We start from the raw sequence: 14,567 nt of genomic DNA, 5'->3' as shown, positions 1-14,567 counted from the left end.
CGCCGCGGCGGCGCGGGTGGCGGGCTCGCCAGCACCGGGTTCGGCCGCGCCGGGGGAGCGGGCGGGACCGGCGCGGGGGCGGGCTCGTCGTCCAAATCGTCCCCGAGCAACTCCTCGGCCGTCGTGAACGCCGTCTGTTCCTGTGCCGGGATCGACTCCCGAGGCGGCACCGGATGCGAACCGGTCGCGATCTCGGGGGACAACGTCGCCAGCACGGGCGGCGCCGGAGGCGGCTCTTCGACAGGACGCTCTTCGGCGACCGGCGGCTCGTCGAAGGGCTGCTCATCGACGGGTGGAGCGCCGTTCGGGTTCAGCAGGACCTTGCCGAGCATGAACGCGGCCGCGTCCTCGGCGTCGCCGAACACCGCCGGGTTGGTCAGCTTCCCGTCGTACCAGCCGACCCGCCAGCCGCCGCCGTCGACCTGCTCGACGCTCCAGCCGTGCTCGGCGGGGGAGCCGATGCGGTAGACGTCGTCGGGCACGCCGAGGTCGTCGAGCTTCGCCTGCAGTTCGTTCAGCACCGGAACGGGGTGCTCGACGCGAGGCCGCTCCGGGATCGCGCGGCGCGGGGCTTCCTCGCGTCGCGGCTCGGGCTCGGGGCGGACCACGGGAGCGGGCGGCGGGGCGTCGACCTGCGTGACCTCCGTGTCCGACGGCGGGGGCGCAACGTTCGGCTCCGCGTCGTGCGTCAGAAGAGGCAGCTCAGGACCGGCGTCGGCCTGCTCGACCGGCGTGTAGCCGGTGGTCGTCTCCTCCTCAGGAGGCGCGTACGGCTGGTTCTCTTCCTGCCGGGTGTACGCGTTCTGCTCTTCCTCGTGAGGCTGCTCGTAGGCGTCGGCCTGAGGGGCCCGCGCGTACGTGGTGGCCTCCGGGTCGGCGAGCCGCGGTTCCGGCTCCGGTTCGGCGCGCTGATGCGACGCCTCGTCCTGCCGGGCCTCGTCGGCGTAGACGTCCTGTTCGGACTCGTGGAACTGCGCCTCGTCGTGCGCGTACGGGTCTTCGTAGCCGTCCTCGTACTGCTGCTCGGCGGCGGCTTCGTGGAAGTCCTGCGCCTGGTAGTCCTGGGTGTCGTAGTCGTTTTCGTACCGCTGGGCCTGCTCGGCCTGATCCGGGACGGCGGACTCGGCGGAGGGGACGGCCGCCGCCGCGGCGACCGGTGCCGCGGCCGCGGCGGCCGCCGCGGCCTGGTCCGGGCCCTGCTGGTGCGGCGGCGGGACGGGCGGCTGAGCGGCGGCCTGGTTCGGACCGGGGCCACCGGGGCCGGGCTGCCCGGGAGCACCCTGGTTGGGCGCGGCCTGCTGAGGCGGCACCGGGCCGTTCTGCGGCGGGCCCTGCGGAGGCGGGCCCGCGGGCACGCCGTTGCTGGGCCCACCCGGCCCACCCGGGCCGTTGGGGCGCTGCTGCGGAGGCTGGTTCCCCCGGGTGAGGTATCCCGCCGCGGCCTGCAGCGTCGGGGCGTCGACCTCGGGCAGCGCGAAGTCGTTCTGCCGGACGTGCTCGATCAGGTCGAGCTCCGGCGAGACGCCGTACTCGCGCAGGTAGAAGTTCACGGCGGCGGGCCAGATCCACTGCCCGTCGCTGTGGAAGGCGACCGGGACGGTGGCCTCGGGGGTCTGCGCGAGCCGGTCGATGTCGTAGCCGCGTTCGGTGACCACCAGCGGCGCGTGGTCGAGGTACTCGAGCAGCCTGTCCTGCTCCTCGATCTCCAGGTCGGGCCGGTTGATCACCGGACGCCCGGCCGGGCCGATAGTGTCGAAGATGCGGGCGATGCGGAAATGCGGTCCGGGCTGCTCGGGGCCGAGTCCGGACATGCGCCGGATCAGCCATTCGGGCACGTTCTCCTCGGAGCGGGGGAACATGCGCAGTTCGTCGGAGAGCGCCTGCGGAGGCGGCGCGAGGCGCCACTGCGGCTCGTCGCGGTTGTACTCGAGGTTGTAGCTGGACGGGTGGTCGAGCTGGTAACGGGCGTTGAACCAGGTGCCGCGGCCATCGCGATACATCCCGGCGCGGAGCCTGCCGAACAGCGTCGCGATGTCGTGCGTCGCGACCCATTCGTGCGCGGTGCCGTCCTCCGTGATGATCTCGCCGGTCATCTCGTGGTACCTGCCGACGGCTCGGTACTCGGCGGTCACCTTCCGCCAATCACGCGGAGCGGCCCGCAGCAGGGCGAGGCCGATCTGTTTGACCAGGGTGTCCTGCTCGGTCGCGTTCAACTGAGTCGTCGGTTGTGCCACGGTCACATTTTGACCGTATCCGCGCTCGTGTGCACCCCGCATGTGGGTTTTGCCGCTATTGACAGCCCGGAAGACGCCCTGACCTGCTGCCGGGTCACTCACCCGGGATACTCATGGCGTGAACCGAGTTGCCCGCGAGACCCTGAAGGACGAGGACTGATGGCGGTGGCCGGACAACGGCGTGACCGTGGGGCACTGCTCCATCACCTGCCGTTCCTGCTGGTGATGCTGGTGGTGGCCGTCGCCGCCCTGCGGATCGGCCAGTACCACTGGCGGCAGGGGGCCGCGCTGATCGGTGGCGCGTTGCTGCTCGCCGGCCTGCTCCGGGCGGCGCTGCCCGAGGCGAAGGCCGGGCTGCTGGCGATCCGGGGCAAGCCGGTCGACGTCCTGACCTACGGCGCGCTTTCCGTCTTGATCCTGTTCATCGCGTTCACGATCACCGGCGGCCCCCTCTCCTGAAGGGTCAGGAGGCCATGGCGGGGGCGAGGCGCGCCTCGCGGCGGTCCATGCCGCCGGACACCACGGCCAGCGAGAGCCCCAGGACGGCCAGCGACGCACCGACCCAGTTGGGCGCGACCAGGCCGAACCCGCCCGCGATCACCAGGCCGCCCAGGTAGGCGCCGATGGAGTTCGCGATGTTGAACGCCGACTGCACGGCCGCGGAGACCAGCGACGGCGTCCCGCCCGCCTTCTCCATGATCCGGGCCTGCATCATCGGGCCGATCATGAACCCGGCGAGGCCGACGAAGAAGATCGTCACCGCCGCGCCGACCTTGCCGTTCGCGGTGAAGGTGAAGATCGCCAGCACCGTGGCCAGCCCGAACAGCGAGACGTAGAGGCTCGGCATCAGCGCCTTGTCGGCGAGCCTGCCGCCGAGGATGTTGCCGATCGTCATGCCGACCCCGGCCAGCGAGAGCAGCAGGGTGACGTTCGACGGCGAGTAGCCGGTGACGTCGGTCAGCATCGGCGCGATGTAGGACAGGCAGGCGAACACGCCGCCGAGTCCGAAGGTGACGATCGCGAGCGCGAGCCACACCTGCGGACGGCGGAAGGCGCCGAGTTCGCCGCGCAGCGACGGTTCGACCGGTTTGCCCTGGTGGGGGACCAGTTTCGCGATCGCGACCATGGCGAGCAGGCCGATCACGGCGACGACGCCGAAGGTCGCGCGCCAGCCGACCTTCTGGCCGAGCAGGGTCCCCAGCGGCACGCCGACGACGTTCGCCAGGGTCAGGCCCATGAACATCATCGAGACGGCCTTCGCGCGCTCGCCCGGCTTGGCCAGGCTGGACGCGACGACCGCTCCGGCGCCGAAGAACGCACCGTGTGGCAGGCCGGCGAGGAAGCGGAAGGCGACACCGAACTCCTGGTTCGGCGAGAGCGCGAAGAGGGTGTTGCCGAGCGTGAACAGCCCCATCATCGCCAGCAGCATCGTCTTGCGTGGCAGCCGGACGGCGGCGGCGGTGAGCAGCGGGGCGCCGACCACGACGCCCAGTGCGTAGCCGGAGATGAGGTAGCCGGCGGACGGGATCGACACGCCGAAGTCGGCGGCGGCTTCGGGCAGCACACCCATCATGACGAATTCGGTGGTCCCGATGCCGAAGGCACCGATGGCGAGCGCGAGCAGCGCGACGGGCACGGCTCTCCTTCCAGGGTCGTACGTGAGTAAACGATTACTCGCCCCAGTGTCGCGAAGGGGAGCTGAATCGATTTAGGTCTCGGACACAAAAGAAGACAGCGCGTGCGGCCCCGACGTCGACGAGCTGTCCTGCGTTCAGTTCAACGGATCGAAGGGGTCTTTGTCATCCCGGTTCCGGGTGAGGCTGCCCACCCTCAGCGGCGGGCGGCGAGCACTCCCTGGAGCAGGCCGGGGAAGAGTTCGTCGAGATCGTTGCGGCGCAAGGAGTTGTAGCGGGCGGTGCCCTGCTGGCGGCCCATGATGATGCCCGCTTCGCGCAGCGTGCGCAGGTGATGGGTGAGTGTGGACTTCGTCACGGCGACGTCGAAACCGCTGCACGAGATCTCGGTGCCGGCTTCGGCCAGCTGCCGGACCATGTCGAGCCTGACGGGGTCCGCGAGCGCGGCCAGGACCGCCTCGATCCGGATCTCGTCCTGATCGGGATAGACGTACTGCTGGGTCGTCGCGGCCACCCGTCCATAGTACGACGCCACTCGAAACTTTCCACGAGTTCGTAGTACGGTCTCCATCGAACTACGACAACCATCGAACAACGACCCCCGAGTCGACTTTCGCGGGCTAAGTGCGATCCGGTCACCTGCCGCACGGACCTGCGTTTCGCGGCCTAACCGCGCTCCGGCGCCGACCTGCGTTTCGCGGGCTAACCGCGATCGCCGGGGGTCTGGAGCTGGGGAGCCATGACTTTCGCACCACCCAGGACCGCGGTATTGGCGCTCGGCACCTTCGCGGTCGGCACCAGCGGCTACGTCGTCGCGGGGCTGCTGCCCGCGCTGACCGGTGAGCTCGCGGTCTCCGAGACGGCCGCCGCCCAGCTGGTCACCGCCTTCGCCATCGCGTACGCGGTCGGCTCACCGCTCTTCGCCGCGGTCACGGGCCGCTGGGAGCGGCGCACGCTCCTGGTCGCCGCCCTCGTCGTCACCGCTATCGGCAACGCCCTCGCCGCCCTCGCGCCCGGTTACGTGACCCTGCTCCTCGCGCGCGTCGTCACCGCGATCGGCGCGGCGGTCTTCACCCCGGCCGCGAGCACCGTCGCCGCCGAACTCACCTCGCCGGAGCGCCGGGGCCGCGCGGTCGCGCTCGTCTTCGGCGGGCTCACCGTCGCGACGATCCTGGGCGTCCCGCTCGGCAGCGTCCTTTCGCAGAGCGTCGGCTACCAGGCCGTCTTCGCGCTCGTCGCGGCCTTCTCGCTCCTCGGCGCCTTCGCCGTCCGGCTGGTCTTGCCCGCCGTCCCCGCGCCACCTCCGGTCCGGCTGGCCGAACGGTTCACCGTCGCCAAGGACCCGCGTGTGCTCGCCATGCTCGGCGCGACCGTGCTCGGCTGCCTCGCCGCGTTCTCCGTCTACACCTTCATCTCGCCGGTCCTGTCCGCCACCGCGGGCGTCCACGGCACGACGGTCAGCTTGTTGCTGTTCGTCTACGGCGCGGGCGGTGCGCTCGGCAACGTCCTCGGCGGCCGCGCGACCGACCGCTGGGGCGCCAGGGGACCGCTGCTCGTCGTGTTCGGCGGCATCACCGTGGTACTCGCGATGCTGCCCCTGGTGGCGACCACCGTCGCGGGCGCGGCCGTCGTTCTCTTCCTCTGGGGCCTGGCCACCTGGTCGGTCAACCCGCCGATCCAGCACCGGCTGATCGAGCTGTCCAAGCAGAACGCCGGGCTCGTCCTCTCGCTCAACGCGTCCGCGATCTATCTCGGCGTCGGTCTCTCCGGCCTGGTCGGGGGAGCGGTGCTCAGCGGCGGCGGGCCGCTCCTGCTGCCCGAGATCGCGGCGGTGCTGACCGCGATCGGCGCGGCCGTGGTCGTGGCGGGCTGGCGGAGCCGCGTGAAGCAGCCCGCATTGGCCGAGTGACGCCTACTCGGCGCGAGACTGGACTTCGCAGTCGGGGCCCGGGAAAACCAGCCCTTCGTGCCCGTCCTCGAATCGGACGAGATACGGCGGGGCACCGTGTTCGCCGCGTACCTCGAGGATTTCACCGCGCTGCTCGGCCGAGCCGACCGTGCGTCCGTGCACGTGGATCTCGTCTCCGACGGTCGCCTGCATGACAATCACCTCCGACGCTTCAAGGTTAGGAGCGTCGGAGGTGATCCCGCTACAGTGCCGGCATGATCCTCGAAATCCTTGGAGGCGCGACGCCTCACGTCCGGTGAGCTGCGTGCGGCCAGGAGAAGGAAATCCCATTTTTGCCGGGGACATCTCGTCGCTGCACCGCTGTGGCCACTGCACGGAGCGAACCTCGGCACTCTCTTGCGGACCTGCGACGCGGTGGGTGCCTGCCTTGCCGTGCCGAGATTTCCTTGGGTGCCGGAGGCGCTGCGCCGCGGCAACACGTTGCGGCGTCCGGCTTGGCGGGCCTGCTGTGACCGTCCTCGATAAGCTGCCCGGATGACCGACGTACTCGACAAAGTCGCGGGGAAGAGCGGCGAATTGGTGCTCCGCCGGGCGGGCGACGATTTCGAGGTCATCGCCAACGGCGTCTTCCTGATGGACACCCGCAACGGTGAATCCGAACGGTTGCTCGTCTCGGTGGCCGCGGATCTGGTGCCGGGCAAAGCGCGGATGCTGATCGGCGGCCTCGGGGTCGGCTATTCGCTGCGCGCCGCGCTGGACCACCCCGGTGTCGGCGAGGTCGTGGTCGTCGAGCGTGAGCCCGCCGTGATCGGCTGGAACCGCGAGGGCCCGCTCAAGGACGTCCATGACAACGCATTGTCCGACGAACGGGTCACCGTGGTCGAGGCCGATCTGGTGAAGTGGTTGCGCCGGACGGAAGAGCGGTTCGACGCGCTGTGCCTCGACATCGACAACGGTCCTGAGTGGACGGTCACCGACGGCAACGCGAAGTTGTATTCCGGCGACGGGCTCGACATGCTCGCGGCGCGGCTGCGGCCCGGCGGTGTGCTCGGGGTGTGGAGCGCCGAGTCGGTGCCGTCGTTCGCGAAGCGGCTGCGGGCGCGGTTCGGTGAGGTGCGGGAGCTGAAGATCCCGGTGCCGCAAGGCGAACCGGACGTGCTGTGGTTCGCGCGGGTGTAGCGGACGCCGCGCGCGTCAACGCGCGCTGGTGTGACACGGTGTGCCGAACGGGCATTTTCACCGCCCGCGTCTGGAAGTCGGCGAGCCGGACGCCGCCGCTGTACCCCGACGCGGTGACCCTGACGCCGGACGCGACAGTCCGGGAAGTCCTGGACGGGATCGACACATCACCAGGCTGCGCGGTGAAGGACAGCTTCGGCTGCCTGGATCTCGCGCGCGAAGGTTTCGAGGTGCTCTTCGAGGCCACGTGGATCGCGCGCACGGCTCACGTGCCGCTCGAACCGGGCTGGGCCCGAGTCGACGACCAGTTCGACGACCCGTCCGTCGCCGTGTGGTCGAACGGGGTCGCGGGGGTGACTGCCAATCGTGACGGCGGCTTCGCCGGACTGTCCAATCTGTACACTCACGGCGACCTGGACGAGGCCTGGCGCGGCGCGACCTCGGCCGTCGCGGCGAGCTTCCCCGGCTTGCCGATCACGGGATACGAACGCGGCGAAGATCTCGACGCCGCCCTCCGCAACGGCTACACGGCACTGGGGCCTCTGCGGGTCTGGCTGAAATGATCGCCGCATGGAGATCACGACCTGGCACCTCGAACAGACCTCGCCGGACGACTTGAGCGCGGCGAAGCCGCCGGCCGTCCCGGTGACGGTCACCCGCGCCGAGCTGGTCAGCCCGGAGCTGAACCGCTACCTCTACACCGCCGTCGGCGGCGACTGGTTCTGGATCGACAGGCTCGGCTGGTCGTGGGATCAGTGGATCGAGTGGCTGGACAGGCCGGGTGTCGAGACCTGGGTGGCGTACGCGCAGGGGACGCCGTGCGGGTACTTCGAGCTCGACGGCACTGTCGATGACACAGTGGAACTCGCGTACTTCGGCCTGATTTCGTCCTTCGTCGGCAAGGGCATCGGAGGGCATCTGCTGACCGTCGCGCTGCGGGAGGCGTGGACGCTCGCGGAGCGCTGGCCGGGCAAAACGCCGGCGCGCCGCGTCACGGTCCACACGTGCACCACCGATGGCCCGGCCGCGCTCAAGAACTACCAGGCACGCGGCTTCCGGCTGTTCCGCACCGAGGTCGAGCAGGCCGAACTGCCCGCCGAGACGCCGGGACCGTGGCCGGGAGCCGCGAAGAAGTAGCTACCGGCCGGCCTCCTGCTCCGTCCTCGGTCCCTCCCAGCCGTGGCGGACGGCGATCTCCGCCGCCCGTTCGAACTCCGCCGGCCCCCACTTCGGGACCGGCATGCCCGGCACGGCCGGATCACCCGCCTCCTGGAAGAACTTCTCGAACCCGGCGGGGGTGTAGACGAAGATCGTGTGCGCGACGTGGGCGCTGATGTTCTTGAAGCAGTGCGGGATGCCGCGGGGGACGAGCACGAAATCCCCCGCCTTGCCGAGGAACTGCTCGTCGCCGACGGTGAAACTCAGCTGGCCGGACAGGACGTAGAACGCCTCGTCCTCCTGCGTGTGGACGTGCAGCGGCGGACCGCTTCCCGGCAGGATCGAGGACTCCAGGACGGACATGGCGCCGTTGGTGCTCTCGGCGCTCGCCTTCACGGTGTAGACGTTGCCGTCGAACCAGGTCGTCGGCCCGTGGCCGGCGGGAACGAGCGCGGATGGTTCGGTCATGCTGCTCCTCAGTGATTGGACCATGGCCGGTCGGACTGGTACGGGCGCGCGGCGGTCTCCTGTTCGAACGGCGCGCCCGCGGGGATGTTGATCAACTCCAGCTGCATCCCCCACGGCGTCAGGAAGTACACCCACCGATCTCCCGCGATCGGCCCATCGGTGATCGTCTCCGGGTCGCCGAGGACACGGACGCCCGGTTGGGCTCGCAGATAGGCCGCGGCGGCGTCGACGTCCGTGACGTGGATCGCCAGGTGGTGACCGCCCCAGTCGCTGTTGCGGGGAAGCTCGCGGCGCTGATCCGGCGCGGTGTACTCGAAGAGCTCCAGGTTGGTCACCGGCCCCAGCCGGAGCATGGCGACCCTGGCGACCGCCGCGGCGTCCACGGCGAGTTTGCGGGTCATCCAGTCGCCTTCCCGGTCCTGCACCGGGCCCTCGGTGTAGATCAGCTCCGCGCCGATGACCTCGACGAAGAACTCGATCGCCTGCTCCAGGTCCGGGACGGTGTAGGCGACATGGTGCACCGCCCTGGCCCCGGGGATGCCCCGCCGCCGGGGCTCCCGCACCGACGGCCGGGTCATGCCACGCCTCCGGGAACTTCGATCATCAGCCAGTTCAGGTGCTCCGTGCCCTGATTCGCGAAACGGTGCACCGCACCGGCTCGGGTGGCGATCAGGTCGCCGGGGCGCAAGTCGTGCGACACCTCGTCGACACGCAGCGCACCTTCGCCCGCCAGCACGAAACAGAACTTGTCCGTACCGGTCCGGGTGTCCTCCACCCGGAGGCCGCCGGGCGGTAGCGAAGCCCAGTGAATGGCCTGCCAGGTGCTGCTCAGCCCACCCCGGTCGATCAGCCGGTTCCCGGCGGCGTCGGACCGGCCGCCGACGTCGGTGACGATCACCTCGTCCGCGCCCGTCTCGTGCAGCGTGCGAAGGATCTCCGCCGCACGGGCGAGTTCGGCGGCGGTGAGGTCGTTGAGGAAGCAGGCCGCACCGATCCCGACCGGGATCGGCATCCGTTGCAGCCCGTCCCGGTGCCGGACCGTCTCCCGCAGTGCGTGTTCCAGCAGCTCGGCTTCCATAAACGGATGCCAGACGGGCAGGCGTAGCCGTCGCATGAGCCGGAAGATCCGTTCACGGTCCACTGTGGACACCAGACCGCGGGCCTCGGCGAGCACCGTGGTCAGCGCCATGTCGATGGTCACGGCCTCGCCGTGCAGCAACGCGGGAAGCGCCCGCATCTCCAGCGTGGGACTGAACGAGTGACCGTAGTCGACCACCCGTTCCAGCTGCTTCTCCCACAGGTTCGGCCGCAGTTCCTCCAGCATGCCGCCCACCGCCCGGCTGAACACCTCACCGGCGACGAGGTCGCCGGTCTGCGTCTGGCCGGTGAGCCGTTCGGCGAGGAGCAACTCGGCGTGGTCCTCCAGCAGCTGGAACAACCTCGCGTCCTTGATCAGCGCGATCTTGAGGATCTCGGCGAGGCCGTTGCTGATGTGCCGACCGTCCAAAGTGGCCAGGAAATCGCGATCCAGCAACGCCACCGTCGGCGCGAAGTACGAGCCGAGGCGGTTCTTGTGGCTGCCGTGGTTCACGCCGGTCTTGATGCCGACTCCGGCGTCGACCAGCCCGATCAGTGAAGTGGGGACCCGGACGTACGGGGTCCCGCGCCGGTACAGGCTGCCGACCAGGCCGACGATGTCGAGCACGACGCCGCCACCGATGGCGATGATCGGCTCGTTCCGGCGGGAGATACCGAACGAGTCGAGGTCGTTCACCACGGTGAACACCGACTCCATCGTCTTGGTCTCCTCCGAGACGGGCAAGACGCAGAGGCTGTATTCGACATTGTGGTGTTCCAGGTATTTGCGCACGTTGTCGCCGTAGATGGCGTAGACCTCGGCGTCGACCACGACGAACCGCCGAAGCCGTTCGGCGCGGACGAGGGTGCCCGCGTCCAGCAACGCCGGGTTGGACGGGTCGAGTACGCCGGTGGTCAGCCGGACTTCGTAGTCGACGGGGAGCTGGGCCTCGACCCGCCAGTGGTGGGCGGGCGAACCCGTCTCCACCGGTTTCGATTCGACCGGTTGCATGTTCACGTCCTCGCGACCACTTCGTTGACGGCTGATTTGACTGCGGTGGCGACGGCCGCGATCTCGTCGGCCGTCGAGAGCGGGGTGATGCCGAATCCGGCGCCGAGATAGCCGTCGACCACGCCGACGGACAGCGTGATCGACCGGCCGAGAATGTCGTCGGTACGCGGCAGCATGTGCGGCTCGTACCGGACCTCGGTGGGATGGGCCTGGCAGCCGAAAGGATGTTCCGACGCGGTGGGCATGCGACGGCTGATCAGCTGGGGCATGTTCCCGTAGTAGTGACGGCCGGAGTCGATGAGCGTGGAGGTGCCGAGCTTGGCGGCCACCGCCCGCGCCGTCTCGACGGTCTCGAACCGCAGAACGAAGAAGGAATGGCATTCGCCGTCCGGATCGTTGAGCCGCCTCCGCTCGACACCGGGCAGCTCACCGATCGCCTCGGCCAGCGCGGTCTTCTGCTTGCGCAGGGTTTCCAGGATGAGATCGATCTTGCGCAACTGGCCGAGCGCGACGGCGCCGCTCAGTTCGTGCATCCGCAGGTTCAGCCCGAACAGTGAGTCGGCGTCGGCGATGCCGTGGCGCATCGGTTTGAACCCGTGGTCGTGGAAGGCGAAAGCACGTTCGTAGACGGCGTCGTCCGCGACCGTGAGAAGCCCGCCGTCACCGCTGGTGATGATCTTGAAGAGGTTGAGGGAAAAGGCGCCGGCGTCGCCGACGGTGCCGAGGGCGCGGCCCCGGTACCGGCCGCCGGTGGCCTGGGCGGCGTCCTCGATCAGGAACAGGCCGTGGTCGTCCGCGATCCGGCGCAGCTCGTCCAGCGCGGCGGACGCTCCCAGCATGTGCACCGCGAGAATGGCCTTGGTCGCGGGGGTGATCCGGCGCGTCACGTCTTCGGGGTCGAGGGTCAGCGATTCGTCGATCTCGGCGAGCACCGGGACCGCGCCGCGGTGGACGATGGCGGCGATGGACGCGATGAACGTGTAGCCGGGGACGATCACCTCGTCGCCGGGGCCGACGCCCAACGCCGCGAGCGCGGTGAGCAGCGCGGAGGTGCAGCTGTTCACCGCCAAGCAGTGGGCGGCACCGGTGCGCTGCTCGAATTCGCGTTCGAGCGTGAACACCATGGACGGTTCGGCGGTCTCGTCGAACCGGTACCTGTTCAGCTGCCAGGTGTCCAGCGCGCGAGTGACCAACGCCTTCTCTTCATCACCGAGGAACAAGTAGCCCGGGCCGCTCATCTGCGCGCCTTTCCGCCGAGGATGGATGTTCAGTGCCGAGAATTCCGCGTGCCGCCCGCAACGCCATCGCGACACTGGTCAGGGTCGGGTTGCTCGCGTTGGGGGTCGAGATGAGGCCGTTTCCGCCGAGATAGAGGTTTTCGACGCCCCAGACCCGCGAACCGGGGTCGACCACGCTGGTGTCCGCGTCGGTGCCCATCCGGGTGGTTCCCGCGATGTGCAACGGAAGCGTGGGAACGATGAAGCGTGGTTCGGACCCTGGCAGGTACGACCCGAGTGCGGCCGCGGCCCGCCGGAGGTCCGCCATCATCCGATGTTGCCGTTCGCGGTCCCGGTCGCCGAGCGAGAATTCGAACCCCGGTCGCGGCAGGCCGAAGACGTCCTGTTCGGTGTCGGAGAACCGCACCCGGTTCTCCGGGCGCGGGTCGACGAGCCCGAACCAGCGCAGGTCGACTACCAGCCGCTTGTCGACTTCCCGGTTCGGCACCAGATCGTCGTAGGGCAGGTCGCGATGGATCTGGCAGTGCCACGGACGGTCCGGTGACACCGGGATCCAGACGTTCGGGTCGGCGTCGTCCACCGGGATTGGCAGGGGATCGGCGGGACGGCTTGCCCGGTGGGCGGCGACCCGCTCGGTGAAGCGCTCATCGGCCGTCACGCGAGCGACCAGGTCGTCGCCGAGCACGACCTGGCAGAAGGCGACCGGCTGTTCGGTGAGGTAGCGGCCGAGCGCCGGCGGCCGGATACCGGAGGCGTACAACAGCTGTGGGGTGAGCACGGCGCCACCGGCGAGGACATACGTGTCCGCCACGACCCGCAGCGTCCGCCAGTCGCGGTGGTCCTCGATCTCGGCGTACTCGATCCGCCCGCCGTCCGCCGACGGTACGAGACGGCGGCACAGATGCTGTTCGCGCAGCACGAACTCGTCCCGGCCGCCGTCCGCGAGCGGGCCGAGAACGGTGTCCGTCCCGGTCCAGCGCACGAGCCGCGGGTTGTCGGCGCGGCGCCGCGCCGCCATCGGCAGATGCCGAACTCCGTACGCGTCGGGCAGTTCGCGGTATTCCGAAGCGAGCGCGTCCAGGACGATCTGATGCGAGACGGCGTCCGCGGTCAGGTCGGTTCCGGTGTGAAGCAGTGCCTCGGCGTCGTCGTAGAGCTGGTTCCACTCGGCGGCGGTGAAAGCGCCGGACAGTTCGACCGCGGGGTGGTGCCGTGGGGTCACCCCGGTCCAATGGGTGGCCATCCCGCCGACCGCATACGTGGCGACGCCCGCGTCCAGGCTGATCAACCGGCCGGGCTCGGCCGGCTCGGCGGCCGGAACCGACAGCGGGTGCAGATGCCCGCTGACCAGACTGCCGAAGCGCTCGTGGCTGTGCTGGTAGGCGAAGTGGTTCTTCAGGTGCTCGCCAGGACGGCTGGAGAGCTGCGGTCCGGCGTCCACCATCATGACGCTGCGTCCGCCTTCGACGAGCGTGCGCGCGAAGGTCGCGCCCACCGGCCCGGAACCGACGACGAGAACGTCGACCTCGATTCGCTGGTGACTCATGGGACTCTCCTTTCCCTGGTCAGTCGGACGGGGTCCGGGTCGGCAACCGCAGGCTCACCGAAGCGGGCATCAACGCCAGGAACAGCATTTCCAGCGGGGAGTCGCCGATGTTCCGCCATCGACCGGCCGCCGCGTGCGCGCAGAAGACCAGTTCGCCCTCGCGGGCGAGCAGCCGGTCTTGGCCGTCCTCGACGAACTCGGCCTCGCCGCGAAGCACGAACCAGGCTTCTTCGATGTCACTTCGGCCGCGTTCGTCGAGAACCGCGCCCGGTGCGAGCCGGACGAAATCGAAGGATTCGCATTCACTGAACAACATTCCGCGGCGCCCGAGGCACCGCCACACCGCTTCCCCGGCGTTGCCGTCGAGGGTTCGGGTGAGTCCGTCGCCGGAGTCGGAGACGATCATTCCGCACCTCCCGCGTTCGCCGGGACGACCAGGCTGACCACGAAGAACTCCAGTCCGTCCGGCCCGCCCTCGACCGTGACGGAACCGCGGAACGGCACCCCGACCGATACCCCGTAGCGCAACGGGACGGTGGTGGACCCGGACTTCGCGGATCCGGTGCCGTCGAGCGTGAAAAGCACATGCTCCTGCTCGTCGGCCACCAAGGTCTCAGCCTGCCCCGGAGCGAGCTCGATCAGCCGGGCCCGGCGAAGCGGTCCGGACAGATAGTCCAGTGCGTCGACATCGCGGACCTCGCGGAGCTTGATCACCTCGGCGCGGTCGCCGCTGGTGTCCTGTGCGGGTACCTCCGGCACCATTCCCGGGCCGGAAACCTCGATGACCAGCCAGATCAGGTCTTCGTCACCGACATTGCGGATGCCGTGCCGGGTGCCGAGGCAGGTGGTGAGCAGATCGCCGGCGGTGACCGGATGGTCGACGCCGTCGATCGTCATCACGCCGCTGCCGGAGACCACGTAGTCGAATTGCTCGGTCCGGCTGTGCAGGTGCACGCCGCTGGCCCCGCCCGCGGGCAGGAAGGAACACTCCACCGCTTCCCACGCCCCGAACAGATTGTTCCGCCTGGCAAGGCATTTCCACCGGGCGACCTTCTCACCGCCGTGCATTTCGTAGACCTCGGACAGCTCGTCCAGGGTCGTGACGGTCATCC

Annotated in this window: 16 protein-coding genes; 5 read left to right on the top strand and 11 right to left on the bottom strand. The window is 69.6% G+C overall.

Features of this window, described 5'->3' with window-relative positions; genetic code table 11:
• On the bottom strand, positions 1-2,276 hold a 2,276-nt coding region (locus H074_RS41055; protein ID WP_476692304.1), incomplete at its 3' end, for a hypothetical protein.
• A 117-nt stretch (positions 2,277-2,393) separates the two neighbouring features.
• On the opposite strand from H074_RS41055, the gene H074_RS21155 reads away from it, so the two are divergent.
• A complete protein-coding gene (locus H074_RS21155; RefSeq protein ID WP_007032100.1) occupies positions 2,394-2,693 on the top strand; it encodes a DUF3017 domain-containing protein in 300 nt (99 codons plus the stop codon).
• A gap of 4 nt (positions 2,694-2,697) precedes the next feature.
• Here the strand turns inward: H074_RS21155 and H074_RS21150 are convergent, their stop codons facing one another.
• A complete protein-coding gene (locus H074_RS21150; protein ID WP_007032099.1) occupies positions 2,698-3,870 on the bottom strand; it encodes an MFS transporter in 1,173 nt (390 codons plus the stop codon).
• Between the two features lie 194 nt (positions 3,871-4,064).
• Positions 4,065-4,382, bottom strand: a complete 318-nt coding sequence (locus H074_RS21145) for an ArsR/SmtB family transcription factor (protein WP_005166507.1) — start codon at positions 4,380-4,382, stop codon at positions 4,065-4,067.
• A 225-nt stretch (positions 4,383-4,607) separates the two neighbouring features.
• Here H074_RS21145 and H074_RS21140 point away from each other — a divergent pair, with 225 nt between their 5' ends.
• Positions 4,608-5,777: an MFS transporter gene (locus H074_RS21140; RefSeq protein ID WP_039922995.1), complete on the top strand. Its 1,170-nt coding sequence runs from the start codon at positions 4,608-4,610 to the stop codon at positions 5,775-5,777.
• 3 nt (positions 5,778-5,780) lie between these two features.
• Here H074_RS21140 and H074_RS21135 read toward each other — a convergent pair whose 3' ends face one another.
• Positions 5,781-5,969, bottom strand: coding sequence for a DUF1918 domain-containing protein (locus H074_RS21135; protein ID WP_007032096.1), 189 nt, complete (start codon positions 5,967-5,969; stop codon positions 5,781-5,783).
• A gap of 342 nt (positions 5,970-6,311) precedes the next feature.
• On the opposite strand from H074_RS21135, the gene H074_RS21130 reads away from it, so the two are divergent.
• Genes H074_RS21130 through H074_RS21120 form a run of 3 tightly spaced genes read left to right on the top strand, consistent with a single transcriptional unit; the run spans position 6,312 to position 8,093 of the window.
• On the top strand, positions 6,312-6,956 hold the full coding sequence (locus tag H074_RS21130) for a spermine/spermidine synthase domain-containing protein (RefSeq protein ID WP_007032095.1): 645 nt from the start codon (positions 6,312-6,314) through the stop codon (positions 6,954-6,956).
• Between the two features lie 38 nt (positions 6,957-6,994).
• Positions 6,995-7,519, top strand: coding sequence for a hypothetical protein (locus H074_RS21125; RefSeq protein WP_235096828.1), 525 nt, complete (start codon positions 6,995-6,997; stop codon positions 7,517-7,519).
• A gap of 7 nt (positions 7,520-7,526) precedes the next feature.
• Positions 7,527-8,093 (top strand): GNAT family N-acetyltransferase, encoded by a 567-nt coding sequence (locus tag H074_RS21120; RefSeq protein ID WP_007032093.1) that lies wholly within the window; start codon positions 7,527-7,529, stop codon positions 8,091-8,093.
• Here the strand turns inward: H074_RS21120 and H074_RS21115 are convergent, their stop codons facing one another.
• From H074_RS21115 to H074_RS21085, 7 genes are read right to left on the bottom strand one after another with little or no spacing between them, the layout of a single operon-like run.
• A complete protein-coding gene (locus tag H074_RS21115) occupies positions 8,094-8,582 on the bottom strand; it encodes a quercetin 2,3-dioxygenase (RefSeq protein ID WP_007032092.1) in 489 nt (162 codons plus the stop codon). It lies immediately after the preceding gene.
• A gap of 8 nt (positions 8,583-8,590) precedes the next feature.
• Positions 8,591-9,160 (bottom strand): VOC family protein, encoded by a 570-nt coding sequence (locus H074_RS21110; RefSeq protein ID WP_007032091.1) that lies wholly within the window; start codon positions 9,158-9,160, stop codon positions 8,591-8,593.
• Positions 9,157-10,671, bottom strand: a complete 1,515-nt coding sequence (locus H074_RS21105) for an iron-containing alcohol dehydrogenase (RefSeq protein WP_039922993.1) — start codon at positions 10,669-10,671, stop codon at positions 9,157-9,159. Before H074_RS21105 ends, H074_RS21110 begins: the two co-directional genes overlap by 4 nt.
• Positions 10,672-10,673: 2 nt before the next feature.
• Complete coding sequence (locus H074_RS21100) at positions 10,674-11,909, bottom strand: DegT/DnrJ/EryC1/StrS family aminotransferase (RefSeq protein WP_007032089.1); 1,236 nt, start codon at positions 11,907-11,909, stop codon at positions 10,674-10,676.
• Positions 11,878-13,455: a GMC oxidoreductase gene (locus H074_RS21095; protein ID WP_007032088.1), complete on the bottom strand. Its 1,578-nt coding sequence runs from the start codon at positions 13,453-13,455 to the stop codon at positions 11,878-11,880. The genes H074_RS21100 and H074_RS21095 overlap by 32 nt, the downstream gene beginning before the upstream one ends.
• A gap of 19 nt (positions 13,456-13,474) precedes the next feature.
• Positions 13,475-13,861, bottom strand: a complete 387-nt coding sequence (locus H074_RS21090) for a cupin domain-containing protein (RefSeq protein WP_007032087.1) — start codon at positions 13,859-13,861, stop codon at positions 13,475-13,477.
• Entirely contained in the window at positions 13,858-14,565 is a 708-nt protein-coding gene (locus tag H074_RS21085) for a cupin domain-containing protein (RefSeq protein ID WP_200865802.1), read from the bottom strand. The genes H074_RS21090 and H074_RS21085 overlap by 4 nt, the downstream gene beginning before the upstream one ends.
• Positions 14,566-14,567 lie beyond the last annotated feature (2 nt).

It is taken from the genome of Amycolatopsis decaplanina DSM 44594 (assembly GCF_000342005.1).
Taxonomy (GTDB): Bacteria; Actinomycetota; Actinomycetes; order Mycobacteriales; family Pseudonocardiaceae; genus Amycolatopsis; species Amycolatopsis decaplanina.
Note: the sequence above shows the minus strand (reverse complement) of the source record. Positions and strands in the feature narration are given on the sequence as shown.

Excerpts from the sequence above, each read along its gene's own strand:
- H074_RS21095 (WP_007032088.1), bottom strand. The coding sequence starts at position 13,455 with ATGAGTCACCAGCGAATCGAGGTCGACGTTCTCGTCGTCGGTTCCGGG.
- H074_RS21155 (WP_007032100.1), top strand. The coding sequence starts at position 2,394 with ATGGCGGTGGCCGGACAACGGCGTGACCGTGGGGCACTGCTCCATCAC.
- H074_RS21105 (WP_039922993.1), bottom strand. The coding sequence starts at position 10,671 with ATGCAACCGGTCGAATCGAAACCGGTGGAGACGGGTTCGCCCGCCCAC.
- H074_RS21115 (WP_007032092.1), bottom strand. The coding sequence starts at position 8,582 with ATGACCGAACCATCCGCGCTCGTTCCCGCCGGCCACGGGCCGACGACC.
- H074_RS21135 (WP_007032096.1), bottom strand. The coding sequence starts at position 5,969 with ATGCAGGCGACCGTCGGAGACGAGATCCACGTGCACGGACGCACGGTC.
- H074_RS21120 (WP_007032093.1), top strand. The coding sequence starts at position 7,527 with ATGGAGATCACGACCTGGCACCTCGAACAGACCTCGCCGGACGACTTG.
- H074_RS21090 (WP_007032087.1), bottom strand. The coding sequence starts at position 13,861 with ATGATCGTCTCCGACTCCGGCGACGGACTCACCCGAACCCTCGACGGC.
- H074_RS21085 (WP_200865802.1), bottom strand. The coding sequence starts at position 14,565 with ATGACCGTCACGACCCTGGACGAGCTGTCCGAGGTCTACGAAATGCAC.
- H074_RS21110 (WP_007032091.1), bottom strand. The coding sequence starts at position 9,160 with ATGACCCGGCCGTCGGTGCGGGAGCCCCGGCGGCGGGGCATCCCCGGG.
- H074_RS21100 (WP_007032089.1), bottom strand. The coding sequence starts at position 11,909 with ATGAGCGGCCCGGGCTACTTGTTCCTCGGTGATGAAGAGAAGGCGTTG.
- H074_RS21130 (WP_007032095.1), top strand. The coding sequence starts at position 6,312 with ATGACCGACGTACTCGACAAAGTCGCGGGGAAGAGCGGCGAATTGGTG.
- H074_RS21140 (WP_039922995.1), top strand. The coding sequence starts at position 4,608 with ATGACTTTCGCACCACCCAGGACCGCGGTATTGGCGCTCGGCACCTTC.